21 protein-coding genes and 2 pseudogenes are annotated in these 23660 nt (G+C 62.2%); 15 read left to right on the forward strand and 8 right to left on the reverse strand.

What is annotated here, in order from left to right; translation table 11 throughout:
• The first annotated feature begins 203 nt into the window (after positions 1–203).
• The 9 genes from AC19YS_RS01875 to AC19YS_RS01915 all read left to right on the forward strand — a co-directional run bounded on the left by AC19YS_RS01875 (position 204) and on the right by AC19YS_RS01915 (position 11222).
• Positions 204–1133 (forward strand): fatty acid desaturase, encoded by a 930-nt coding sequence (locus tag AC19YS_RS01875; protein ID WP_106578457.1) that lies wholly within the window; start codon positions 204–206, stop codon positions 1131–1133.
• 9 nt (positions 1134–1142) lie between these two features.
• Positions 1143–1934, forward strand: a complete 792-nt coding sequence (locus AC19YS_RS01880) for a phosphate/phosphite/phosphonate ABC transporter substrate-binding protein (RefSeq protein WP_200622948.1) — start codon at positions 1143–1145, stop codon at positions 1932–1934.
• A gap of 108 nt (positions 1935–2042) precedes the next feature.
• Entirely contained in the window at positions 2043–2552 is a 510-nt protein-coding gene (locus AC19YS_RS01885) for a sigma-70 family RNA polymerase sigma factor (protein ID WP_106578459.1), read from the forward strand.
• Entirely contained in the window at positions 2549–3487 is a 939-nt protein-coding gene (locus tag AC19YS_RS01890) for a FecR domain-containing protein (RefSeq protein WP_119741494.1), read from the forward strand. Before AC19YS_RS01885 ends, AC19YS_RS01890 begins: the two co-directional genes overlap by 4 nt.
• 241 nt (positions 3488–3728) lie before the next feature.
• Positions 3729–6365, forward strand: coding sequence for a TonB-dependent receptor plug domain-containing protein (locus AC19YS_RS01895; RefSeq protein ID WP_500600746.1), 2637 nt, complete (start codon positions 3729–3731; stop codon positions 6363–6365).
• Between the two features lie 151 nt (positions 6366–6516).
• Positions 6517–7530 carry an ABC transporter substrate-binding protein gene (locus tag AC19YS_RS01900; protein ID WP_124418327.1) on the forward strand — a complete coding sequence of 338 codons (1014 nt, stop codon included), beginning with the start codon at positions 6517–6519 and terminating at the stop codon, positions 7528–7530.
• Positions 7530–8456: an aliphatic sulfonate ABC transporter substrate-binding protein gene (locus AC19YS_RS01905; protein WP_200622944.1), complete on the forward strand. Its 927-nt coding sequence runs from the start codon at positions 7530–7532 to the stop codon at positions 8454–8456. The genes AC19YS_RS01900 and AC19YS_RS01905 overlap by 1 nt, the downstream gene beginning before the upstream one ends.
• Before the next feature lie 370 nt (positions 8457–8826).
• Positions 8827–9831, forward strand: a complete 1005-nt coding sequence (locus tag AC19YS_RS01910; protein WP_119741505.1) for an ornithine cyclodeaminase family protein — start codon at positions 8827–8829, stop codon at positions 9829–9831.
• Positions 9828–11222, forward strand: a complete 1395-nt coding sequence (locus AC19YS_RS01915) for an aromatic amino acid lyase (protein WP_200622942.1) — start codon at positions 9828–9830, stop codon at positions 11220–11222. The genes AC19YS_RS01910 and AC19YS_RS01915 overlap by 4 nt, the downstream gene beginning before the upstream one ends.
• A 125-nt stretch (positions 11223–11347) precedes the next feature.
• On the opposite strand, the gene gstA is transcribed toward AC19YS_RS01915, so the two are convergent.
• A complete protein-coding gene (gene gstA / locus AC19YS_RS01920) occupies positions 11348–11950 on the reverse strand; it encodes a glutathione transferase GstA (RefSeq protein ID WP_500600748.1) in 603 nt (200 codons plus the stop codon).
• A 96-nt stretch (positions 11951–12046) separates the two neighbouring features.
• Here gstA and AC19YS_RS01925 point away from each other — a divergent pair, with 96 nt between their 5' ends.
• The 3 genes and pseudogenes from AC19YS_RS01925 to AC19YS_RS01935 all read left to right on the forward strand — a co-directional run.
• Entirely contained in the window at positions 12047–12916 is an 870-nt protein-coding gene (locus AC19YS_RS01925) for a LysR family transcriptional regulator (protein WP_106578468.1), read from the forward strand.
• A gap of 272 nt (positions 12917–13188) precedes the next feature.
• Positions 13189–13812: pseudogene (locus AC19YS_RS01930) on the forward strand (PAS domain-containing protein); the annotation flags it as partial.
• A 177-nt stretch (positions 13813–13989) separates the two neighbouring features.
• Positions 13990–14403 (forward strand): annotated as a pseudogene (locus AC19YS_RS01935) (methyl-accepting chemotaxis protein); the annotation flags it as partial.
• 116 nt (positions 14404–14519) lie between these two features.
• On the opposite strand, the gene AC19YS_RS01940 reads toward AC19YS_RS01935, so the two are convergent.
• The 5 genes from AC19YS_RS01940 to AC19YS_RS01960 all read right to left on the reverse strand — a co-directional run bounded on the left by AC19YS_RS01940 (position 14520) and on the right by AC19YS_RS01960 (position 18625).
• Entirely contained in the window at positions 14520–15056 is a 537-nt protein-coding gene (locus tag AC19YS_RS01940) for a hypothetical protein (RefSeq protein ID WP_119741514.1), read from the reverse strand.
• A 133-nt stretch (positions 15057–15189) separates the two neighbouring features.
• Entirely contained in the window at positions 15190–16605 is a 1416-nt protein-coding gene (locus AC19YS_RS01945) for an MFS transporter (protein WP_119741516.1), read from the reverse strand.
• A gap of 140 nt (positions 16606–16745) precedes the next feature.
• The gene (locus AC19YS_RS01950) at positions 16746–17483 is read right to left on the reverse strand and encodes an NAD-dependent epimerase/dehydratase family protein (RefSeq protein ID WP_119741518.1); all 738 of its coding nucleotides are present in this window, start codon (positions 17481–17483) and stop codon (positions 16746–16748) included.
• A gap of 15 nt (positions 17484–17498) precedes the next feature.
• Positions 17499–18131: a glutathione S-transferase family protein gene (locus AC19YS_RS01955; protein ID WP_106578473.1), complete on the reverse strand. Its 633-nt coding sequence runs from the start codon at positions 18129–18131 to the stop codon at positions 17499–17501.
• A 59-nt stretch (positions 18132–18190) separates the two neighbouring features.
• Positions 18191–18625: a PACE efflux transporter gene (locus AC19YS_RS01960; protein ID WP_200622936.1), complete on the reverse strand. Its 435-nt coding sequence runs from the start codon at positions 18623–18625 to the stop codon at positions 18191–18193.
• A gap of 109 nt (positions 18626–18734) precedes the next feature.
• On the opposite strand from AC19YS_RS01960, the gene AC19YS_RS01965 reads away from it, so the two are divergent.
• The gene (locus tag AC19YS_RS01965) at positions 18735–19610 is read left to right on the forward strand and encodes a LysR family transcriptional regulator (protein ID WP_179609653.1); all 876 of its coding nucleotides are present in this window, start codon (positions 18735–18737) and stop codon (positions 19608–19610) included.
• A 134-nt stretch (positions 19611–19744) separates the two neighbouring features.
• On the opposite strand, the gene AC19YS_RS01970 is transcribed toward AC19YS_RS01965, so the two are convergent.
• Positions 19745–19984: a DUF6124 family protein gene (locus AC19YS_RS01970; protein ID WP_106578476.1), complete on the reverse strand. Its 240-nt coding sequence runs from the start codon at positions 19982–19984 to the stop codon at positions 19745–19747.
• Between the two features lie 461 nt (positions 19985–20445).
• Positions 20446–21477 (reverse strand): HTH-type transcriptional regulator GntR, encoded by a 1032-nt coding sequence (gene gntR / locus AC19YS_RS01975; protein ID WP_200622993.1) that lies wholly within the window; start codon positions 21475–21477, stop codon positions 20446–20448.
• A 212-nt stretch (positions 21478–21689) separates the two neighbouring features.
• Between gntR and AC19YS_RS01980 the strand changes: the two genes are divergently transcribed.
• Both AC19YS_RS01980 and AC19YS_RS01985 read left to right on the forward strand, forming a co-directional pair.
• Entirely contained in the window at positions 21690–22223 is a 534-nt protein-coding gene (locus tag AC19YS_RS01980; RefSeq protein WP_200622927.1) for a gluconokinase, read from the forward strand.
• Between the two features lie 84 nt (positions 22224–22307).
• Complete coding sequence (locus AC19YS_RS01985) at positions 22308–23660, forward strand: GntP family permease (protein WP_106578477.1); 1353 nt, start codon at positions 22308–22310, stop codon at positions 23658–23660.

A 23660-nucleotide genomic window follows, 5' to 3' on the forward strand; every position in this document is an offset into this window, starting at 1 on the left:
GCATCATGGCCAAAGGTATGGATTCAAAGAAAGCCGCGAAGAAGAAACCGGCAAAAACCGCCGATGAAAAACGCGCTGACAAGAAAGCCAAGAAGTCCGACACAGGCCTGTTCGGTCACTGAGTTACAAGCTTAGAACCAAACGGTCTGCAAGATTTTCAAGCCTCAATGCACAGAGCAGGAAACACCTGCTCTGAGCTGCCGATGGCCAACTACCTTGATCTGACCCAGCGCCGGGAAATCGAAGCCCTGGTGCACCGTTTTACCGCCCGAACCGAATGGCCGACCTGGCTGTTGCTGATCGGCGTGTACACCGGCTGGTTCGCCGTGATGCTCGCCAGTCAATGGCTGGGCCTGTGGCTGAGCACCTTGCTGCTGATCCCGTTGGTGACGCTGTGGCTGTCGGTGCAGCACGAATTGCTCCACGGCCATCCCACCCGCTCGCTTCTTGTGAACAAACTGCTCGGCTATGCACCTTTTGCCGTGTGGTATCCCTATACGCTGTACCGCGAAAGCCATTTGTTGCACCACAACGATGAAGACCTGACGCTGCCGGGCATCGACCCGGAAAGCCGCTACCTTAACCAATCCCAATGGGACAACAGCTCGTTGTTCAAACGCAGCGTGCATTGGCTGACCAAAACCGTGCTCGGCCGTTTCCTGCTCGCGGCGCCGTTGGCAATTGGCCGACTGGCGCGTCATGAGTTTCAACGCTTGCCCCACGTGTGGCCGATGTGGCTGGCCCACGGCGCCGTGACCCTATTGATGCTGAGCTTCATTGCCCACTGCAGCGCACTGCCGGTGTGGCACTACCTGCTGCTGGTCAGCGTGCCGGCCTTGTCCCTGGCGTCGATCCGTTCTTACTATGAGCACCGTCCACACCTGCAGCCGGAACAGCGCACCGTCCTCAACGAAGCGGCCTGGCCCTGGACCTGGCTGTTCCTCAACAACAACCTGCACCTGGTGCACCATGACTTGCCGAAACTGCCCTGGTACTTGCTGCCCACCGTCTACCACGCCCGCCGTGAACAATGGGTGGCGCGCAGCGGCGGGTTTGTGGTGCAGGGCTACGGCCAATTGATCAGCCGCCACGGCCTCAAGGCCATCGACAGCCCCCGGCACCCTTTTGCCTGAGAGACGCCCATGAGTGATCACTACGCCGAACTGCTGATGTACGTCGCCCCCGAAGCGGTGCAGCGCGCCAACCAGCAGTGGTTGGCGCGGATAGTGGAGCGTCTGAACCTGAGCCGCCGCAACGCCGACCACCTCGACCTGCACGGCCTGTGGCTGGCGCCCGAACTGCTCGTCACGCAAACCTGCGGCTATCCGCTGATGACCCAACTGCGCGGCCAGGTGCGCATGATCGGTCGCCCACGCTACGAGTTGGCCCACAGCAGCCAGGGCGAACATTGCAGCCTGCTGCTGGCCCGCGACGACGACCCGCGCACCGCACTGGCGGACTTCTACCTCAGCCGTGGCGTGATCAATGGCCATGACTCCAACAGCGGCATGAACCTGCTGCGCGAACGCCTCGCGCCGTTGCAGCGCGGCGGTCGTTTCTTTGCCAGCGTCGGCATCAGCGGCGCCCACCGTGAAAGCCTGCGCTGGCTGCGCGAAAACCTTGCCGACCTCGCCGCCATCGACAGCGTCACCTACGACTACCTGGCGCGTTTCGCCCCGCAGGAAGTGGCGGGGCTGCGCATCGTCACCCGCAGCGCGCCGAGCCCGACCTTGCCTTACATCGGGCCGCTTAGGCTGAGCGATGAGCACGTGGCGCAGATCCGCGAGGCAATGAACCTGGCGTTGCAGGATCTGCCGCAGGTGGTCGACACGCTGGGTATCCAGCAAGTGCTGCCCGCGCGCGAAGACGACTACCGCGTGCTGTTGGATTACCAGCAACAGGCGGTCAACGCGGGTTATTCGAAGCTTCAATAAGGTTATATAAAAATACCTTTTAAATATTATTAAAGAATAAGCCGCCTTGCTAGGATCGCTCCACCGGAACACCGGACATAACGCGCAACCTACTCAGATGGAGCCACTATGTCCGGCGCCGACACTTCTCACAGCGATTACGTGGGCGGATTGTTCCGCAGTCATTACGACTGGCTGTGCAGCCGTTTGCACCGCCATCTCGACTCGCGTGCCCACGCCGAAGACATCGCCGCCGACACCTTCGTCCAACTGCTGAGTTCGCCAGGCGTGGTGCCGATTCGTCAGCCCCGCGCCTTGCTCACCACCATTGCCCAGCGCCTGATGTACCAGCTGTGGCGCCGGCGGGATCTGGAGCGCGCTTATCTCGATGCCCTGGACAACGACGAAACCTGCACCGCACCGTCTCCCGAAGACCTGGCGCACATGCTCGAAGCCTTGCAGGCCATCGACCAGTTGCTCGACGGCTTGCCGGCCAAGGTCAAGGCGACCTTCCTGCTGTCGCAACTCAATGGCCTGACGTATCCCGAGATTGCCGCTGAACTGGGGATTTCCCAACGCTCGGTCAGCGACTACATGGCCCGCGCGCTCAACCGTTGCCTGCGGCTGTGCCTGGAATGAACGACGCCTTGATCGACAGCGCCACGCGCTGGTACGTGCTGCTGCGTTCGGGCGAGGCCACGGCGGCGGACTGGCAGCGCTATCACCACTGGCGCGCAGCCGACCCGCGGCATGACGCATTGTGCCGGCAACTGGAAACGCGCCTTGGCGTGTTTCAGGTTGCGCAAGCGCAAGGCGTAAGCGGCAAGGTTCTGCAGCAAGCGCTGGATGCGCCTTCCAGCCGCCGCCATGTCTTGCAGGTCGCATTGGCGGGTGCAGGCGTGGCCATGGGCGCTGCGCTGTTGAGCAAACCCATGGGGTTAGCGGACCTGACTGCGGACATCCGCACCGGCACCGGTGAACGTCGCACCGTCACCCTGGCCGACGGCAGCGAGTTGTTGCTCAACGCGCAAAGCGCGGCGGATATCCAGTTCGACCCGCAGCGGCGCCTGGTGCGCCTGCGCGAAGGCGAGTTGCTGGCCAGGGTCGCCAGCGACCGTAACCGCCCCTTTCTGATTCAGACCGAGCAGGCGCAGGTGCGCGCCTACGGCAATCGCTTTGTGTTGCGCGAGAGGCAAGGGCAGGGCCAGGTCGTGGCGCTCGATGGCGCGCTGGAAATCGATCGTCAGAGCGGCGAACGCCTGCAACTCGCCGCCGGCCATGAAGTGCATTTCGACCGCGCCGGCTTCGGCCCGGTGCAGGTCAGTTCGGCCGGCGCCACGGCGTGGATCGACGGCTTCCTGCAAGTGCGTGACCGTCCGCTGGCCGAAGTCATCGACGCGTTGCGGCCCTATCACACTGGCGTGTTGCGCCTGGACCCGTCAGTCGCCGGCTTGCGCGTCAGCGGCCTTTATCGGCTGGACAACCCGCAGCAAATCCTCGACACCCTGGCGCGCACCTTGCCGATCCACATCACCCGCCGCACCGGGTTGTGGGTGACCGTCAATGCGGCCTGACGGACTTGCTCGGCCAATGTGGGAGCTGGCTTGCCTGCGATGGCATCACCTGGTGGTGGCTGATGGACCCAGTCGCCTGCATCGCAGGCAAGCCAGCTCCCACAGGGGTGGGGTTTTCACTTCGCGGGTGGGTTCTATCGACATAACCAAACGATCTGCAAGTTTTGCCCCCGCCATCCCACATCACTCCCGTAAGCGCTGCGGGGAGCAGCGTTCTCGAGTTTCCTTGGGGGGAGCCAAAGTGAGTCAGTTCAACCGTGTGCCGCTTCGAACCTTTGCCCTGGTGCCGTTGGCCAGCCTGTTTCTGTCATTTGCCGCCAGTGCCGAAGAGGCGCGTCAGGTCTACCACATCGCCCCCGGCCCGCTGGATGAAGTGCTGTTGAACATCAGTCGCCAGAGCGGCCAGGTGATTTCCTTCACGCCACAACTGGGCAATTATTCCTCGGCCACGGTCGACGGTTCGCTGTCAGCGCACCAGGCGGTGGACGCCGCGCTCAAGGGCACCGGCCTGCAAGTGCAGGTGAGCCCGGACGGTGCGTTCATCATCAAGGAAGGCGCAGCCAAAAACGCGACCAGCAGCGTCAAGGCGCAGACCAGCGCCGCGCAGGCGCCGACCCTCGACCGCGTGGTCGCCATCGGCACCCGGCGCAGCAATGCCACCGCCCTGACCAGCAGCGCGCCGGTGGATGTGATCAACGCCGAAGAACTCAAGCAGACCGGCGCCACCAGCCTTAACCAAGCGCTGTTCCAACTGCTGCCGTCGTTCAACTTTCCGCAGAACAACAGCGCCACCCGCGGGCAAGACCCCAAAGGCGCTTCCTTGCGTGGCCTGTCGCCTGACCAGACCTTGGTGCTGATCAACGGCAAGCGCCGGCACACCTCGGCAGTGGTGAATATTTCCGGTGGCGTGCCGTTCATTGGCGCCCAGCCGGTGGACCTGGACATGATCCCCATCAGCGCCATCGACCACGTCGAAGTGCTGCGTGATGGCGCCTCGGCACAGTACGGCTCCGACGCAGTGGCGGGGGTGGTCAACATCGTGCTCAAGGAGCGCGACAGCGGTGGCGGCATCAACACGCAACTGGGCAAATACGCCCAGGGCGATGGCTTCAGCAAAACCACCGACGGCTGGTACGGCATTGGCCTGCCGGGCGATGGCTTCCTGACCCTGAGCTTCAACACGTTGAACAACAAGCCCGACGACATTGGCGACAAGTACATCGCCGACGGTCAGGTGCAAGACCCACGCTGGGGCGGCGCCGGGCGTGACAAATACAACCTGGCGGCCAACGCCGAGATCGGCCTGAACGACCAATGGCGCGTCTACAGCTTCGCCACCTTCGGCCAGGACACCTCGGTGAACAACACGCCGCCGCTGTTGGCCAGCAGCCCGAACAACGTTGCCTCGATCTACCCCGGCGGCACGATTCCCAAGTACCGCTATCGCTACGAAGACGGCGCCATCACCGTGGGCACGCGTTATGAAGACGACAGCATCGGCCGCTTCGACCTGAGCGCCACCTATGGCCGCGACGAGCACGACGAGTTGGCCTTCAACACGGTCAACCCGAGCTACGGCGCCAACAGCCCGACCAAGTTCAACGTCGCCACGCTGGTCAACGACCAGACCAACATCACTCTCGATTACGCCAAGGACCTGGACGTGAGCTGGTCCAGCCACCCGCTGACTGTCTCCGGCGGAGTGGCGTATCGGCATGAGCGATATCGCCTCGAAGCCGGCGACTACGATTCCTATTCCTACGGCGGCATCGATGGCGTACAGGTTGGCGCGGTACAAGCCTCGGGCCTGACCCCGGAAGACGCCGGCACGTTTAAACGGGACGTGGGCGGCGTGTATTTCGGCCTTGAAAACCAGGTCACCGACAAGCTGCAAGTCGGTGTCGCCGGGCGCACCGAGCACTACTCGGACTTCGGCTCGGCCACCACCGGCAAGCTCTCGGCGCGTTATGACTTCACCCCGCAAGTGGGCGTGCGCGCTACGGTCAACAATGCTTACCACGCGCCGAGCCTGGGGCAGATCGGCACCTCGTGGACCACCACCACCAACCTGGACGCCAACGGCAACCCGGTGCTGACGCGCATGCTGCCGGCCGACAACCCGGCGGCCCGTGCCCTTGGCGCGCAACCGCTCAAACCTGAGAAATCGACCAACTACTCTTTGGGCCTGGTGCTGCGACCGGCAGAAAATGCCTCGCTGACCATCGACGCCTATCAAATCTCGATTCGCGACCGCTTGCTGTTCAGCGGCGGCATCTCCGGGCCACTGGCCGAGCAGATCCTCACCAATGCCGGTTACGGGCAGTACTCTTGGGCGCAGTTCATGACCAACGCTGCCGACACCCGCACGCGCGGCGTCGACATCGTCGGCAAGTACAACCTGGACCTCGCGCAGTTCGGCAACCTGGCCCTGTCCGCCGGCTACACCAAGGCGCGCACCACCATCGAGAAAGTCCACGAAAACCCCAACGGCTTTGAAGTGCTGACCCGCGAAGCGCGTGGCTTTATCGAACACGGCTACCCCGAAGACAAACTGGTGTTCGGCGCGGTGCACACGCTCAACCAATGGACCATCGCCCTCAACCAAACCCGCTACGGCAAATACCGCAAATACGCGGCCAGCGAGACCAACGCGCAGTACGACCAGGTTTTCAGTGCGCAATGGAGCACCGACCTGGACGTCAACTACGCGTTCACCAAGCAACTGCGCGTGTCGGTGGGCGTGAACAACCTGTTCGACAGCAAGCCCGACGACTTCAACAGCCGCCTGCGCCAGACGCCGGGCCAGCAATACAGCTACCTGTCACCGACCGCGCCGGAAGGGGCGTTTTACTACACGCGGCTCAGTTATGACTTTTAACCCACTGCAATAGCACACCGATCAAGTGTGGGAGCTGGCTTGCCCGCGATAGCGATGTTGAAGCCACCACCGCCTTCGCAGGCAAGCCAGCTCCCACATTGACCATGCCCACTGTGAATACGTTGTGAATCGAATCTCCAAGAGGCTACTCATGAGAACACTAAAAAACCTGCTCGGTGGCTCGCTATTGGCACTGACTGTCCTGGCCCAGCCGGCCCACGCTGCCGAGGCCGTCAAACCGATTCACTTCGGTGACATCACCTGGGAAAGCGGCAGCCTGATCACCGAAGTGCTGCGCCTGATCGTCGAGAAAGGCTACGGCCTGCCCACCGACACCTTGCCCGGCAGCACCGTGAGCCTGGAGGCCGCGCTGGCCAAGGACGACATCCAAGTGATCGGCGAAGAGTGGGCCGGGCGCAGTCCGGCGTGGGTCAAGGCTGAAGGCGAAGGCAAAGTGTTCGGCCTGGGCGACACCGTCAAAGGCGCCACCGAAGGCTGGTGGGTGCCGGAATACGTGATCAAGGGTGACGCCGAGCGCGGCATCAAACCCCTGGCCCCGGACCTCAAGTCGGTGGCCGACCTGTCGCGCTACAAGGACGTGTTCCGCGACCCCGAAGACCCCAGCAAAGGCCGCTTTCTCAACAGTCCCACCGGCTGGACCTCGGAAATCGTCAACAGCCAGAAGCTCAAGGCGTATGGCCTGACCGACACCTTCGTCAACTTCCGTACCGGCTCCGGCGCGGCGCTGGATGCCGAAGTGGCGTCGTCGATCCGCCGCGGCAAACCGGTGTTGTTCTACTACTGGTCGCCAACCCCGCTGCTGGGCCGCTTCAAGCTGATCAAACTGGAAGAACCGCCGTTCAACGCCGAGGCCTGGAAAACCCTGGCCGACGCCAACAACCCGCACCCCATCGGCACCCGTTCAATGCCGGCGCATCTGGCGATTGGCGTGTCGGCGCCGTTCAAGGCGCAGTACCCGCAACTGGTCACGTTCTTTGAAAAAGTCGACCTGCCGATCGACCTGCTCAACGGCATCCTTGCGCAGATGAGCGAGAAACGTGAACAGCCACGCCAGGTCGCGCTGGCGTTCCTCAAAGCGCAGCCGAACGTCTGGCAGCAATGGGTGCCGGCGGATGTCGCGGCCAAGGTCAAGGGAGCCCTCTGATGCTCAAAGCCCTCGCTGTTGTTGTGCTTTCGCTGGTGGCCAGCCATGTGCTCGCCGCCGAACCTTCCACATTGCGCATCGGCTACCAGAAAAGCTCGGTGAGCATGGTGCTGGCCCGCGAGCACAAGTTGTTTGAAGACGCGCTGCCCGGCACCCAGGTGCAATGGATCGAATTCCTTGGCGGCCCGCCGCTGATCGAGGCGCTGAACGGCGGCAGCCTGGACATCGGCAACATCGGCGACATCCCGCCGATCTTCGCCCAGGCCGCCGGCATTGATCTGCAGTACTTCGCCGTCGAGCCGAATGAGGGCAAGACCGAAGCAGTGTTGGTGCCCAAAGCCAGCCCGATCCAGCACGTGGCCGAACTCAAGGGCAAGCGCGTGGCGCTGCTCAAGGGTTCCAGCGCACACAACCTGTTCCTCAAGAGTCTGCTGCGCGCCGGTTTGCAGTGGAAGGATGTAGACGTGGTGTACCTGTCGCCGTCCGACGGCCGTGCCGCGTTTGAACAAGGCAAGGTCGACGCCTGGGTAGTGTGGGACCCGTACTACTCCGCGGCCGTGGTCGACGGCTCCGCCCGCGTGCTCGGCGATGGCCAAGGCCTCAACCCGGCGGGCAGTTTCTTTGTGGTCAGCAGCCCGTTTGCCAAACAGCACCCGCAAGCGGTCGGCACGATTATCAACACCCTGGCCAAGGCCCAGCGCCTGTCCCTGGATCAACCCGAGCAAAGCATTGCGCTGATGGCCAAGACCCTGGGCCTGCCACCGGCGGTGGTTAAAAGCTACTTCGAACACCGCTCGCCCGCGCCGATTCGTCCGCTGGAAGCCATCGACATCGCCAACCAGCAACGCACTGCCGACCTGTTCTTTGCCAACGGCCTGATCCCGAAGAAGGTCGATGTGCAGCAGATCGTGTTCAAGGCGCCTTGAATCCAGCGGCCAGCAAGGCTCCTGTGGTGAGCGGGCTTGGTATGGGGGCGGGCTTGGTATGGCGAGCAGGCTTGTTGTGGCGAGCGGGCTTGCCCCGCGTTGGGCTGCGCAGCAGCCCCAAAACCATTCACCGCAGTGTGTCAGGGGACGCGCGCAGGTTTGAAATGGGGCCGCTTCGCAGCCCAACGCGGGGCAAGCCCGCTCGCCACGAGAAGCCCGCTCGCCACAGGAAGCCCACTTGCTACAACAAGCCCGCTCGCCACAGGAAGCCCACTTGCTACAACAAGCCCACTTGCCACAGGAATCCCACTCGCCACACCAAGCCCGTACGCCACAACAAGTTCTAAAACCTCCCCTCAGTGAGCAGACCATGCAACCGATCTACATCGACTTTCTCAACGGCCTGGACATCGACGCGCTCAACCTTTCCAACGAGGAAATCCTCACCGCCATCCAAGCCAGCCTGGCGATTCAGGGCCGTGGCGAGGCGGTGATCGAGCCGCGCACTCACCTGATTCCTGGCGGCGGCATCAACGGCCACTTCAACGTGTTGCGCGGCGTGCTCGGCGGCGACATCGGTTATGCCGGGGTCAAGGTAGTGGGCGACTTTGTCGATAACTACCGCAAGGGCCTGCCGTCGGAGTTGGCGATCCTCAACCTGCTGGACCCGGCCACCGGCATTCCCAGGGCCATCCTCGACGCCTCGGCAATCACCGACATGCGCACCGGCGCCGTCACCGCCATCGGCGCCAAATACCTCGCCCGGCCCGACAGCAAAGTGCTGGCGCATATCGGCGCGCGCGGCACCGCGTATTGGAATGTGCGCCTGCTGGACCATCTGTTCGACTTCGAGGAGATCCGTGTGCATTCGCGCCGCAGCGAAAGCCGCGAAGCCTTCGCCCAACGCCTGCGCCAGGACTTGGGCAAGCCGGTGATTGTCACCGACGACTGGGAGTCGGCCGTGCGTGGCGCCGACATCGTGGTCGAGGCCTCGCGCCTGGATCAGCCCGAGCCGTTGTTGCACACCGACTGGATCAAACCCGGCGCCTTCGTCGTGCCCTACGGCACCATGAGCGCGGTGCAATTGTCGCTGACCGACATCATGAGCAAATTGGTGGTGGACGATTGGGGCCAGTGCAAAGGCGGGATGTTTGGCGCACTGCGCGCGCATGTCGATGCCGGCAAGCTCAGTGCCGACACCCTGCACGCCGAGCTTGGGCAGATTGTCGCCGGCTTGAAAACCGGCCGCGAAAACCCGGAAGAAACCATCCTGTTCTGGCACCGTGGCCTGAGCCTCAGCGACATCGCCCTGGGCCATGCACTGCTGGAAAAAGCCCAGCGATTGGGCATCGGCCAGCGGCTGCGCTGGGCATGATCAGCTTCGATCCCCAAGGCTTGGCGTTGGCAGATCTGCTCGCCATTGCCCGGCACGACACACCGGCGCAGTTCAGCGCGCAAGCGCGCCAGCGGATCGACGAAGGCCACCGCCTGCTGCTGAAACGGGCGGCCGAGGGCACGCCGATTTATGGCGTGACCACCGGGCTCGGTGCCGCGGTGGACACGCCGGTGGCACCGTTGCAGGCCACTATTCCTCTGGGCCGAGCGGTGGGCGTCGGGCGTCTGGCCAACCGCCAGGAATTACGCGCAATCACCGCCGCCCGTTTGGCCGGGTTGGCCCAGGGCCGTTCGGGCATTTCACCGGCGGCGGCCGAGGCACTGTTGGCGTTGCTTAATTCCGGTGCCGAGCCCGAGGTGCCGTTGCTCGGCTCGCTGGGCGAGAGTGACCTGGCGCCGTTGGCTCACTTGAGCTTGGCGCTTACGGTGCCGTTGACCGGCAAGGATGGCCTGGCGCTGGTGTCGGCGAATGCGGCAAGTGTCGGGCTGGGGGCGTTACTGGTGGCCGAGGCGCAGCAGGTGTTACAGGCCGTGTTGGCGGCGCTGGCGTTGTCGTGTGAAGGCTACCGGGCCAACCTCAGCCCGTTCCAGCCGTGGGCCTCACGCTTGCGCCCGGCGCCTGGGCAAACCGAGCAGTCGGCGGCGTTGTTGCACCTGCTTGAAGGCGGCGATTTGGCGTACAGCCCGCGCCGCTTGCAAGATCCGTTGAGCTTTCGTTGTGCCACGGTTGTGCAAGGCGCTGCGCAACAGGCGTTACAGCAACTGCATGAACTGATCGAGTTGGAACTGCGCAGCGGCGCGGATAATCCGGCGCTGATCAGCGAGGAATCTTTGGTGTTGGCCACGGCCAATTTCGACAGCACGCACCTGGCCCTCGCCGCTGAAGGTTTGGGCCTGGCGCTGAGTCGAGTCGCCGCGTGCAGCGCCGAGCGCATTGCCAAGTTGCTGTCGCCCGCGTCCAGTGACTTGCCGCGCTTTCTGATCACGCAGCCGGGGCATGTCGGCATGGCGGCCTTGCAGCGCACCAGCGCGGCGCTGGTCGCAGAGATCGGGCACCTGGCCAACCCGCTGCCCGCCGTCAGCGTGCCGGTGGCCGATCGGGTGGAAGACTACGCCGGGCAGGCGCTGGCGGTGGTCGACAAGACCCGCCGGTTGACCGAGCGGGTGGTGTGGTTGGCCAGCATTGAACTGATCGTCGCGGCGCAGGCGGTAGACCTGCGGGGTGTAGCGCGATTGGGGCAGGGCACGCGGCGGGTCCATGATGCGGTGCGCAGCCAAGTGGCGCATCTGGATCAGGACCGGTCGGGTTCGGTGGATGTACTGGCGCTGAGTGCGTTCATCACCGATGGCAGCTTGAAACCCTTTCTTTGAAACGAAGCAGATCAACGGTGGCAGCGGGCTTGCTCGCGACTGCGGTGTATCAGTTGATGCATGTGCTGACTGACCCACCGCATTGGCGAGCAAGCGCGCTCCCACATTTTTATTTGCATTTCAGGTCATGCGGCCTCGGCGGCCAATGCGGCGATAGCAGCGGGCCGTGATCCCACGCGTAGTTGAAACGCCGCCAATGCCGGCCACTGTTGCAAATCAATAGCGTGGACACCCGCCCAGCGCAGCACCACAAACAAATACGCGTCCGCCACCGAATACTGCTTGCCCAGCAGGTACTCCTGACGCTCCAGTGTCTGCACCAGAATCGCAAAGCGCTTGAACAGCGTGGCCAAAAACATCGTCCGCACTTCGCCTTGAATGGCCGGGTTGAAGAAAATCGCCAAGCCGCCATAAATCTCGCTGGCGATAAAGTTCAGCCATTCCTGCAACCGCACGCGTTGCCAACTGCCATTGGCCGGGGCGAGCAGGGCGGCGGGTTTGAGGTCGGCCAGGTATTGCAGGATGGCGCTGGCTTCGGTCAGCACAGCGCCGTTGTCCAGATGCAGCGCCGCCACGTAGCCCTTGGGGTTGATCTGCAGGAAATCTTCTCCGTTGCCGAAGGTTTTAGCCTGGTTGTTCACCTGCACCAGCTCGAACGGCAGCGCCAATTCACGCAGCACGATATGCGGGGCGAGCGAACAGGCGTTGGGGAAAAAATACAGTTTCATCAAAGGCGACTCCGTTGGGTTTGCGCCAGTCTCGCGGGCGTGGCACCGTGCGTAAAATTAAACCTGCAGACCCCATCCATAAGGACAGCTACTGCCATGATGAACCTGATGCACTGGCGCCTGCTGGTGGCCGTCGCCGACCACGGCAGCATCACGGCGGCTGCCGAACAGGTGGGCATGACGCAGTCCGCCGCCAGCCAGGCCATGGCGTCCATGGAGGCGACGCTGGGCGCGCAACTGTTTACCCGTGAACCGCGCAAGACGTTGCCCACAGCGCTTGGGCTCGACGTGATCGCACAGGCGCGGGTGATGATGGGCGCGCTGCAGGCCATTCGCACCACGGTGGATGAAGCGCGCCCGCTGCTGCGTGGGAACATTCGCATCGCCAGTTTTCCGAAGGTGCTGGCGACTTTTCTCACGCCGTTGCTGCAGCGTTTCCGTCAGTTGAACCCGGGTATCGAGGTCACCACCCTGGAAGTGACTGACAGCGAAGTGCACACCTTGCTCGACGCGGGCCTGATCGATTTGGGCGTGGTGCTCAACCCCAAACCCGAGCGCAACGCCACGGTATTGGGTCGCGACCTGTGGATGGCAGTGCTGCCGGCCCACCATCCACTGGCGCAGTGCCCGCAGGATGCCAGCGTGGCGCTCGAAGCCTTACTCGAACAACCCTTCGTACTGGCCACCGGCGGCTGTACCGCGAATGCCCGCAGCCTGGCGGCCGACGCGGGCCTGCGCCTGCACGATATCCGCGTGGAAGTGCGTGAATGGAGCAGCGCCTACAGCCTGGTGCGCGAGGGCGTCGGTGTCACGCTGGTGCCGGAAATGGCCTTGCCGGCCCAGCGCAATGGCCTGCGCGTGATGCCGCTGACGGTGCCGTTGTACCGTGAGTTTGCCTTGGTCGGTTCGCAGACCCTTCCACCCTCGGCGGCGGCCGGTGCATTGTTAAAAATGCTGGCTGACTAGTGGCCTTGCATAGCGCCATGCCCTGTCTATGCTCACCCAGAACCGTTGATGACGCTTGGCATGTAAAGCGATTCGGATGGTTTTTTCCCATGAAGGTGTGCCAGCAATAGCCAACTGAAGAATGGAATGCGCCGTTTCAGGCGCCGGGAATCTAGGGTGATCTGACCATGTTCAACCGCCATCACAAATCCGACCTGCAAGAAATCGAACGTTTTTCCTGTGCTCTCACCGAAGCCAACGCCAAGCTTGCTGCCATCAGCCGCTCCATGGCGATGATCGAGTTCGACCGCAACGGCGTGATCCTCGACGCCAATCCCAACTTCTGTAAAACCATGGGCTACAGCGTGGAGGAGATTCGCGGCAAGCATCACCGCATCTTTTGCGAAGAGGCATACACCCACACCGAGACCTACGCCAAGCTGTGGCGCGACCTGGCGCGGGGTGAAGCGCTCAGTGGCACGTTCATGCGCCTGAACAAGCGCGGTGAGGAAGTGTGGCTCCAAGCCAGCTACATGCCGGTGCTGGACAGCAGCAATCAGGTGCAGAGCGTGATCAAAGTGGCGTCGGACATTTCTGCGCGGGTCCACCATGAACACGAGAACCAAAGCCTGATCGATGCGATCAGCCGGTCCATGGCCGTGATCGAGTTCACGCCACAAGGCCAGATCATCAATGCCAACGACAACTTTTTGCGCACCGTGCAGTATTCCCGCGAAGAAATCATTGGCCAGCACCACAGCATGTTTTGCCATCGCGGCGAAGTGGAATCCCCGGCGTACAAGGCCTTTTGGGCCTCGCTCAACCGCGGCGAATACCATTCCCACCGCTTTGAACGCAAAAACAAATACGGCAAAACCCTGTTTCTGGAGGCGTCCTACAACCCGATCTTCGATGCCAATGGGCGCCTGTACAAAGTGGTGAAGTTCGCCAGTGACATCACCGATCAGGTCACCACCCTGCGTACCGCCGCCGATTCGGCCCACGCCACCTCAGTACAAAACGACGCGTGCGCACGCAAGGGCTCGGAGGTGGTGCAGCAAACCGTGCAGATCATCGAGGAGATTTCCCACGACCTGAACCAGGCGGCCCAGAGCATCGATGCGGTGAGCAAGCAGTCGGACATCATCGGTTCCATCGTGCAGACCATTCGCAGCATCGCCGAGCAGACCAATATGCTCGCGCTCAACGCGGCCATTGAAGCTGCGCGGGCCGGCGAGCATGGGCGCGGGTTTGCGGTGGTGGCCGACGAAGTGCGCAGCCTTGCGGCGCGTACCAGCCAGGCGACGGTGGAGATTGTGGATGTGGTGCGCAAGAACCACGACCTGTCGCTGAGCGCGGTTTCGAGCATGCAGTCGAGCTTGAGCCGCACCGGGCTTGGGGTGGAGCTGGCGAATGAAGCGGGGCAGGTGATCCTGGAGATTCAGGAAGGGTCACGGCATGTGGTGGATGCGATCAGCCAGTTCAACTCGACCCTGCAGCTGCAGTAGGCACGGCCCCTGTGGGCGCTGGCTTGCCCGCGATAGCGTCACCTGGGTGTACTTGATACACCGGGGTGTCTGCATCGCAGGCACGCCAACTCCCACATTTTGATTGGCCGTGTCGGTTAAATCGCAGCCAGGGTCTCTTTCACCGACTGCGCCGGGTCCGTGGCTTTCGCCGCTACTTGCTGTTCTTGCTGCTGCTTCACACGATCAGCCACTTGCTTGGCAATCGCGTCTTGTTTTTCCTGCGGCATGGCCTGCACCTGCGCTTCGGTCAAACCCTGCTCCTTGAGCAGCTGTTCGCGAATGCGTTCGGCCGGGGATTTGTTCATGTAGTCGGTGAAGTCGGCCCGCGCGCTGCTGGTGGTCGAGCCGGCGGCAGGCACATCGGTGCTTGTTGCCGTCGTGGTGGATGCCGTCGTGGCGGTCGTTGCCGCCGTGGTGGCTTGCAACTGCACACGGGTCTTGGCAAAGGCTTCGTCGATGCGGTCGTTGGCCTTGTCCAGGTCCTTCTGCGCGGCCGGTACGGTCACGCTTTGCTGCGCCGCTTGCAGGGCACCGCTGTACAGCGTGCTGGCGGCGGCATTGGCCGGGTCCATGTCGGGTCGCTTGAGCTGTTGGACGGTCGACACCGCTTGGGCGTTGTTGTTAACCAGCATGATCGGTCACCTGAGGATGTGTTCGGTGTTTGAGGTGGAGCAAATAGCATGCCGAGGGCGATGTGCCCGGTTTTATTGGGGATGACACCGCCGTCGCGGCAACCTTTGGCCCGCCGGCGGCCAAGGCTTGCCGTCAGTGCGCAATATTTTCCAGTGCCAGGTTACGCGTGCGCGGCCCGAACCAGCTGATGGTGATCATCACGATCAACATGCTGCTGGCGATAAACGCCAGCACGCCCGGCGTGCCCAGGTGTTCGAGGATAAAACCGATCAACAGGCTGCTGAACACCGTGGACAAACGGCTGAACGAATAGCAGAAGCCCACCGCCCGCGCGCGGATATTGGTGGGGAACAGTTCGCTTTGGTACGAGTGATAACTGAAGCTCAGCCAGGCGTTGCAAAAGGTGATCATCACCCCGCAGATCACCAGCCCCACGGCCGTGGTTTGCAGGGCGAACAGGCTGCCGAAGATCATCGCGCCCATGGCCGAGCCGACGATCTGCCATTTGTTTTCGAAGCGGTTGGCCACCTTCACAAACAGCAACGGGCCCAGCGGGTAGGCGAGGGTGATGATAAAGGCGTACAGCAAGCTGTGGGTCACGCTCACGCCCTGGCCCGAGAGCAACGCCGGCAGCCAATTGCCGAAGCCGAAAAAGCCGATGGCCTGGAACACATGAAACACAATCAGCATCAACGCGCGGCGGCGGTAAGGCGGTTGCCAGATATCGGCAAAACGGCCGTTGCCCTGCACGCTGACGGCTTCGGGTTCGGGTTCATCCAGCGCTTTGCCGTGGTCTTTCTGGCAGCGTGCTTCCAGGCTGTCCATGATCTGGCCGGCCTGGTCGAAACGGCCTTTCTGCGCCAGCCAGCGCGGTGACTCCGGCAGACGCTTGCGCAGTTGCCAGATAAACAGCGCAAACACTGCGCTGCTGAGTACCACCCAGCGCCAGCCCGACACCCCGAACGGCGCCTGGGGCACCAGCCACCATGACATCAACGCCACCGCCGGCACTGACAAAAACTGGATGAAAAACGCAAAGGCAAAGGCCGAACTGCGCATGCGCTTGGGCACCAGTTCCGAAAGGTAGGCGTCAATGGTCACCAGTTCGATGCCCAGGCCAATGCCCACCAGAAAGCGCATGCAGATGATGCCCAGGGCGGAGGTCTGGATGCCCATCAACACCGTCGCGACGGTGTACCAGATCAACGCGAAGGTGAAGATCGCCCGACGCCCGAAGCGGTCGGCAATGGGACTGAGCAGGCTGGCGCCGAGGAACAGGCCGAGGAAGGTTGCCGAGGCGAAAGCGGCCTGGTCGGAGAACCCGAACACGCCCTCGCTGCCAGTGTGGAAAATCCCGTCGCTGATCAGGCCGGGGCTGATATAGGCGGTCTGGAACAAGTCATACAGCTCGAAAAAACCGCCGATCGACAGCAACGCCACCAGGCGCCAGAGCGTGGCGACGGCGGGCAAGCGGTCAATGCGCGCGCTGATGTGGGCGGCACGGATCGGGTCAATGCCGTCCGTGGCTGAGGCGGTGAGTGTCGACATGGGCGGATTCCAGGGGCAGTGACCTGGAATCTTAGCGGGCTAACGTAAACCGGCGCTTGTGAAATTGCGTGCGCCACGGCACGCAATTGCCGATTTATTGCGCCAAGCCTTCCGGTTTGAAGGTTTTATGGCGCAGGGGGTCAATAGGTGATGGGCATCTCGAAGGTCTGGAATGCATCATCCACCGGCTGATAGCCCAGCACCCGTGTGGTTTCGCTCAAGTCCAGGCGCTTGAAGCGGTTATTGGAAATGCCATGGGCGATCAGGTGTTTGACCCCTTCGACGTCAACCGAACGTTGCAGCAATTGCACGGCGTCACGCGGGCTGAGCCAGGCGCTGAGGTCGCGGGCGTTGTTCAGGTCGGGGGCTTGGCGCGATTCGAAGGCGCCGATGCGCAGGGCAATGGTCGACAGCGCGGTTTTTGCCGCGTAGTAGCTGCACAGCGCCTCGCCGTAGCATTTGCTCACGCCGTAGAGGTTGCCGGGCATGACCTGCATGCCGGGCGTGATCTGCCGGTCAACCGGGTAGCCCTCGATGGCTTGCGCGCTGCTGGCGTACACCAGGCGTGTTACGCCCGCGGCCACGGCGGCTTCGAACAGGTAGGTGGTGGCGAGGATGTTGTTGGGCAGCAGGTCCTCGAACGCGGCGCTGGCGTCGGGGATACCTGACAGGTGCACGATCACGTCGATGCCGCTGAGCAGGCCGGCCAGGCTGGCTTTGTCGCTGAGGTCGGCTTTTATGTAACGGTGCTCGCCCAGGTCGAAGTCCGGTGCGATGCGGTCAGTAAGGGTGAAGCGGTAGCGGTCTTTCGAGGCTTCGAAAAACACCTTGCCGATTCTGCCGCAGGCGCCGGTGAGCAATACGTTGAGTCCTTTCACGGTGGTGTCCTTGTTTCAGTTATGACCGCCAAGGGCGAAGGTCTGAAAGCCCGGGCGTTGGCTGAGGCGCTGGTAGTAGGCCGCCACTGCGGGGTAGGGCGGGCGCTCCATGGGGGTGTTCTGCCAGCGATGCACCGAGAGGCCGATGAGGATATCGGCGAGGGTGAATTCGTCGCCAGCCACGTAGGCGCCGGTCTTGGCCAGCTGTTGCTCCAGCAGGCCCATCTTGTCGTTCCATACCCGCACGGCGGCGACTATCTGCGCCGGGTCGAGACCGTCCGGGTTGTTGCGCACCAGGGCGGTGAACGCATCGCCCCAGGCGCGGTTGAGTTCGGTGGCTTGCCAGTCCATCCACTGCTCGACCCGAGCGCGTGGCGCCGGTTCGGCGGGTAACAGGTCGTGGCGTTGGTAAAGGCCTATCAGGTAGCGGCAGATGGTGTTGGATTCCCACAGCACGCCGTGGTCGTCGATCAGCACCGGCACCTGGGCGTTGGGGTTCAGGGCGAGAAATTCGGCCGACTGGGTGGGTTTGAAACCGATGCCCCAGTCTTCGCGCACGTAGTCGATGCCCAGTTCCTGGCAGGTCCAGAGCACTTTGCGCACGTTGATGGAGGACGTGCGGCCGAGGATTTTCAGTGAGTGTCCCATGGTACTTCCCTGACGATGGAGATGACCCATGGGAATCTATCAGGGGTAAACCTTCGACGCTACGCGGTTGTGGCCGGCAACGCCGACGCGGGCAAACCGAAGGTGCGGTCGAACAGCCAGTTGAAGGCAAACGTGTAGCAGGGAATGAACAGGATCAACGCCAGGTCCAGCACAAACGCCTGTACCAGGCTGACCTTCATCCACCAGGCGATCAGCGGAATCAGGAAGACGATCAGCGTCAGTTGAAACCCGACCGCGTGGGCAATCCGCCGCTTGACGGTGCGCGTGCGGTCGGCTTGACGGCTTTCCCAGCGCTCGAACAGTGAGGTGTAGATGAAATTCCAGGTGACCGCGATGGTCGTGATGACCACAGCCAACGGCCCTGTGCTGGACAGGTGAGTGCCCGATAGCAGCGCCAGCCCGAGCGCCGAGAAGGTCATGCCGATCAGCTCATAGAGCGACACATACACCAGTTTGCGTTTCACGCCTTGCATAGCACTTCCTCTTTTTTACGTGACAGGAACGTCAGAGGGTGCAGACGATAGCGTCAGTTTGACTGATACTAAAAGTCAGAAGATTTCAATTTTATTGATAGGTGGCGCGATGAGTTTTACCAGTGACAGTGTCCAATTGTTCCTGGCGGTGGTGGAGCGTGGCTCGTTTTCGGCGGCGGCGCGGGCGTTGGGCAAAGTGCCTTCAGCCGTGAGCATGGGCATTGCCAACCTTGAAGCCGAGCTGGGTTACCCGTTGTTCGATCGCAGCCACCGCGAGCCGGTGCCCACCGACCTGGCGCTGGCGTTGATTCCCCATGCACGGCTGATGGCCGAGCAACTCAAACAATTGCAGGTGCATGCGTTGCAGCTGTCCCAAGGGCTGGAGAGCAAGCTGTCGATTGGCGTGGGCGCCGACATCAATACGCGCCGCCTGCTGGCCGCCATTGGCGAGCTCAGTGAGCAATTCCCGTTGCTTGATATCGAAGTGCTGACCGCCCCGCAAGATGACGTTTTGCAGCTGCTGCACAGCGGCCGGGTGCAGCTGTGCCTGGCCTATGCGGGCTTGAGCGTGAACGTGCTGGAGCGGTTTCAGTTTGTCGGCAGCGAGCAACTGATGGCCTGTATCAGCCCGCGCCACCCTCAGGCGGGCGGTGAGCCGTTTTTGGAAGACTTGGTGCGGGTGCGACAGATTCTGGTGGCCGGCCGGGACTTGCCTCTCAGCGATTGTCGACCACTGGTGGGGCAATCCTATTGGCGGACCGACACCCTGGGCATGGCGCTGGAAATGGTGGAAGCCGGGCTGGGTTGGGGCAACTTCCCGCAGTCGGTGGTGGCGCCGTTGTTGGCGGCGGGGCGCTTGCGGCGCTTGAACTTCAAGAACATCGAGAACGGGCTGGCCATGGTGGTGAATGCGGTGTGGTTGAAAAATCAGCCGTTGCATAAGGGGGCGTCGGCATTGGTGAACATGCTGGCTTCAGCGGATTAACCCCGCCCTAAAGTGGGCACGGTAAAGGTGGGAGCGGGCTTGCCTGCGAAGGCGGTGGGTCAGTCAGCCCATTTGTAGCTGACCCGCCGCCATCGCAGGCAAGCCAGCTCCCACATGTTTAACGGCGCTAGGCGTTAGGTGCGCGGTGTTTGCTGGTCCATGGCTTTGCCTACCATGAGCACTGATAGCTCGCTCAATTGGTGAATGGCGAGAGCTATGTCGCGGTGCTTGCCAGTGAGGTCGTCGGACAGGTCGAGCAACAAGGCGCTGACGGAACACACGGTTTCGTAGCTGTTGATCAGTAGGGACTCGATGGGTGTATCGGGCGTGATGGTGAAAAGAGTAGTTACCGGTTTTTCAGTTTCTTTGATCATTTGAGCGTCCTGGAAACAGGCCGCCGCCGGATCGCTACTAAACGAGGGGTGGCAGCTGTACGCAGGTTAGTAGACCGGTGGACACTCAAAGCCGGCGCACCCGAAGATGCCCTACGCACAGCCGCCATCAAACTCAGATGAGGCTCATGCATTAAGAGTGTCCAAAAGTAGGGCTACTAAACCCGATCACCGAGAAATTCAGCGACCGGTAAACCTTAAAGACCACCACCCAAGCGCACAAGCCGGCGGATTCTGACGTAAGCGTAGGCAGCCGGGCAAGGCGCTGACCGCAATGTCAGCCGCGTCCTACAGGCGTCCTACATCTCAAGCGAGCACGGTAAAAAAAGGTGGGAGCTGGCTTGCCTGCGATGGCGGTGAATCAGTCAACACATCATTACCTGACACTGCGCCATCGCTGGCAAGCCAGCTCCCACACGTTGAGTGTGTCTGGCCTTCAAAAATCAGGTGCTCTCGCGCACTTGCAACTCAAAGCCCATGTCCACCACCGGCTTGGCGATCTTGTTGCCGGCCATGATCGTCAACAGGTGCTCCGCCGAGCGCCGGCCAATTGCTTCACGCGGTGTGCTGATGCTGCTCAAGCGCGGCACCATGAAAGAAGAGGCGGGCAAGTCGTTGAAACCCAACACGGCCACGCGCTCCGGCACGTTGATGCCGTGGCGCAGGGCTTCGAGCAGTGCGCCCTGGGCCAGGTCGTCGTTGCCGAAGAAAATCGCATCCACCTCCGGATGCGCCGCCAGCAACTGCAGAAACAACTCGCCACCCAAACCCACGGAGGAGGGGCGCGGCGTCAGCAATTCCAGCGCCGGGTCATACATGCCGGCCTGTTGCAGCGCGCGGCGGAAACCTTCGCCGCGCAGCAACGTGCGCTGGTCTAATTGCGCGCCGATGTAGGCCAGGCGCTTGCGCCCACGCGAGATCAGATGCGCCGCCGCCGTTTCACCCGCGGCCAATTGCGAGAAGCCCACACAGTTCACGCCGGCATTCGGGTCCAGGTCCATCATGTACACACACGGCACATTGCTCGCCTCGACCATCCGGCGCGCGCTTTCGGTGCGGTCAAAGCCGGTCAGCAGCAACCCGCGTGGCTGGTAGGCCATGTAGTTGCGCAACAGGTTTTCTTCTTCGTCGCGCGAATAGTGAGAGTTGCCGATCAGCACTTCAAAGCCCTTGGGCCGCAGCACTTGGTGGATGGCTTCCAGGGTTTCGATAAACAGCAGGTTGGACAGCGACGGCACGATGACCACCACCGAGTGGCTTTGCGCCGAGGCCAGGGCGCGGGCGGCGGGGTTGACCACGTAGTTGAGTTCGGCGGCGGCCAATTGCACTTTTTCCACCAGCTCGGTGGCCACGGTGCTGATGCCACGCAGGGCGCGGGAGGCGGTGATCGGGCTGACGCCGGCCAGGCCGGCTACTTCATTGAGGGTCGGGCGACCGGTGGTGCGGGTATTTTTATCGTTCTTGGAGGTCATCAGGCGGTTGCCAAACAAAAATCGAGGCACTAAGGTAGCGCTGTCTCCAAAAGGCTGCAAATTCTTGAACGCAGGGTTGCCTGATCCGGTTCAACGGTGTTGGAGAGGATGCACGCGTCACTCCATAAAAATGACAAGTCGGCGCGGGAAAAGCCTGTTTTTGCACTAGCCTTACAGCGTGCGAAGGTAGCGCTATCTGCGTCCTGAGGTGTTTCATGAGTCAACCTGTTACCGCCCTGGTCATCATGGGTGTTTCTGGCTGTGGCAAGTCCAGCGTCAGCGAAGCCCTGTGCCGTCTGAACGGCGCCACCGCCATCGAAGGCGACAGCTTTCACCCCGCCGCGAACATCGAAAAGATGAGCGCCGGCCATCCCCTCAACGACGAAGACCGCGCCGGCTGGCTCGACATCCTGTGCGATGAGCTGCGTCGCTCGCTCAAAGCCGGCGAGCATCCGGTGCTGACCTGTTCGGCGCTGAAGAAAAAATACCGCGACCACCTGCGCGAAGCCGCGCCGGGCCTGGGCTTTGTGTTCCTGGAGCTGACCCGCGCCGTGGCCGCCGACCGCGTGTCCCATCGCCCCGGCCATTTCATGCCGGCCAGCCTGATCGACAGCCAGTTCGCCACCCTTGAATCGCCCGTGGGCGAGCTGCTGACCCTGGCGCTCAACGCCAGCGAAGACAGCGTCGAGGACCTGGCCGAGCAAACCAATGCCTGGTGGCTGCAACACGGCTTTGAACCAACCCATTAATTTTTTGCCGGAAAAGATAGCGCTATCCCCGGCAGGAAATTCAACACCCGCTTTAATAACAACAACAAACAGGAGAGACCCCCCATGTTTGGCATGTCCCACGAGTCTTACCTGCTGCTAGATGCAGTGGTCACTATCATCGGGCTGATCTTTTTGATCACCAAGTTCAAGGTGCACCCGTTCATTGCACTGATCATCGCGGCCGGCTTTCTCGGCCTGACCTCGGGCATGCCCGTGGACAAGATCATCAAGGCGTTCCAGGACGGCTTTGGCGGCGTGCTCGGCTTTGTCGGCATCATCCTCGCGCTGGGCACGATGCTCGGCAAAATGATGGCCGAGTCCGGCGGCGCCGATCAGATCGCGCAGACCTTGATCCGCGCCTTCGGCAAAGAGAAAGTGCAGTGGGCGATGATGTTCGCCGCGTTCCTGGTGGGCATCCCGCTGTTCTTCGAGATCGGTTTTGTGTTGCTGATCCCGCTGGTGTTTATCGTTGCGCGCCGCACCGGCGTGTCGCTGATCAAAATCGGCATCCCGCTGCTCGCCGGCCTGTCGGCCGTGCACGGCCTGGTACCACCGCACCCGGGCCCGCTGTTGGCCATCGGCGTGTTTGGCGCGGACATCGGCAAGACCATCCTGTACGGCCTGATCGTCGCACTGCCGACCGCCATCATTGCCGGGCCGATTTTCGGTACGTTTATCGCCAAGTACATTCCGGGCAATCCGTCCCAGGAACTGGTCGATCAACTGGCCCGCGAGCCGGAGTCCAAAGACCTGCCGAGCTTCAGCATTACCCTGATCACCGTGCTGCTGCCGGTGTTCCTGATGCTGCTCAAAACCTTCGCTGACGTCGCGCTGCCGGACGGCCACGCCATTCGTAACTGGATGGACATGATCGGTCACCCGATCACCGCGTTGCTGCTGGCGTTGCTGTTGTCGCTGTACACCTTTGGCCATCGCCAGGGCATTCATTCCAAGCAGATCCTCAAGCTGCTCGACGCCAGCCTGGCGCCGACCGCTGCGATCATTTTGATCATCGGCGCCGGCGGCGGTTTCAAGCAGATGCTGGTGACCAGCGGCGTGGGTGATGTGATCGGCCACATGGCCGTGAACGCGCAGATCAACCCGATTTTGCTGGCCTGGCTGGTGGCGGCAGTGATTCGCGTGGCGACTGGCTCCGCGACCGTGGCGACCATTACCGGCGCAGGCATCGTGGTGCCGGTGGTGGGCATGATCCCAGGGGTTAACCGTGAGCTGCTGGTGTTGGCGACGGGCGCAGGCTCGCTGGTGTTGTCTCACGTCAACGATGCGGGTTTCTGGCTGGTGAAGCAGTACTTCAACATGACCGTGGTCGAGACGTTCAAGACCTGGACAGCGATGGAGACCATCCTGTCGGTGGTGGCGCTGATCTTTATCATGTTGCTGTCGATGGTGGTGTAA

The sequence above is a fragment of the Pseudomonas sp. MF08831 genome (assembly GCF_059862645.1).

Excerpts from the sequence above, each read along its gene's own strand:
- AC19YS_RS01970 (WP_106578476.1), bottom strand. The coding sequence starts at position 19,984 with ATGATCAAAGAAACTGAAAAACCGGTAACTACTCTTTTCACCATCACG.
- AC19YS_RS01900 (WP_124418327.1), top strand. The coding sequence starts at position 6,517 with ATGAGAACACTAAAAAACCTGCTCGGTGGCTCGCTATTGGCACTGACT.
- AC19YS_RS01880 (WP_200622948.1), top strand. The coding sequence starts at position 1,143 with ATGAGTGATCACTACGCCGAACTGCTGATGTACGTCGCCCCCGAAGCG.
- AC19YS_RS01910 (WP_119741505.1), top strand. The coding sequence starts at position 8,827 with ATGCAACCGATCTACATCGACTTTCTCAACGGCCTGGACATCGACGCG.
- AC19YS_RS01985 (WP_106578477.1), top strand. The coding sequence starts at position 22,308 with ATGTTTGGCATGTCCCACGAGTCTTACCTGCTGCTAGATGCAGTGGTC.
- AC19YS_RS01915 (WP_200622942.1), top strand. The coding sequence starts at position 9,828 with ATGATCAGCTTCGATCCCCAAGGCTTGGCGTTGGCAGATCTGCTCGCC.
- gstA (WP_500600748.1), bottom strand. The coding sequence starts at position 11,950 with ATGAAACTGTATTTTTTCCCCAACGCCTGTTCGCTCGCCCCGCATATC.
- AC19YS_RS01945 (WP_119741516.1), bottom strand. The coding sequence starts at position 16,605 with ATGTCGACACTCACCGCCTCAGCCACGGACGGCATTGACCCGATCCGT.
- AC19YS_RS01925 (WP_106578468.1), top strand. The coding sequence starts at position 12,047 with ATGATGAACCTGATGCACTGGCGCCTGCTGGTGGCCGTCGCCGACCAC.
- AC19YS_RS01890 (WP_119741494.1), top strand. The coding sequence starts at position 2,549 with ATGAACGACGCCTTGATCGACAGCGCCACGCGCTGGTACGTGCTGCTG.
- AC19YS_RS01960 (WP_200622936.1), bottom strand. The coding sequence starts at position 18,625 with ATGCAAGGCGTGAAACGCAAACTGGTGTATGTGTCGCTCTATGAGCTG.
- AC19YS_RS01940 (WP_119741514.1), bottom strand. The coding sequence starts at position 15,056 with ATGCTGGTTAACAACAACGCCCAAGCGGTGTCGACCGTCCAACAGCTC.
- AC19YS_RS01955 (WP_106578473.1), bottom strand. The coding sequence starts at position 18,131 with ATGGGACACTCACTGAAAATCCTCGGCCGCACGTCCTCCATCAACGTG.
- AC19YS_RS01875 (WP_106578457.1), top strand. The coding sequence starts at position 204 with ATGGCCAACTACCTTGATCTGACCCAGCGCCGGGAAATCGAAGCCCTG.
- AC19YS_RS01905 (WP_200622944.1), top strand. The coding sequence starts at position 7,530 with ATGCTCAAAGCCCTCGCTGTTGTTGTGCTTTCGCTGGTGGCCAGCCAT.
- AC19YS_RS01965 (WP_179609653.1), top strand. The coding sequence starts at position 18,735 with ATGAGTTTTACCAGTGACAGTGTCCAATTGTTCCTGGCGGTGGTGGAG.
- AC19YS_RS01980 (WP_200622927.1), top strand. The coding sequence starts at position 21,690 with ATGAGTCAACCTGTTACCGCCCTGGTCATCATGGGTGTTTCTGGCTGT.
- AC19YS_RS01885 (WP_106578459.1), top strand. The coding sequence starts at position 2,043 with ATGTCCGGCGCCGACACTTCTCACAGCGATTACGTGGGCGGATTGTTC.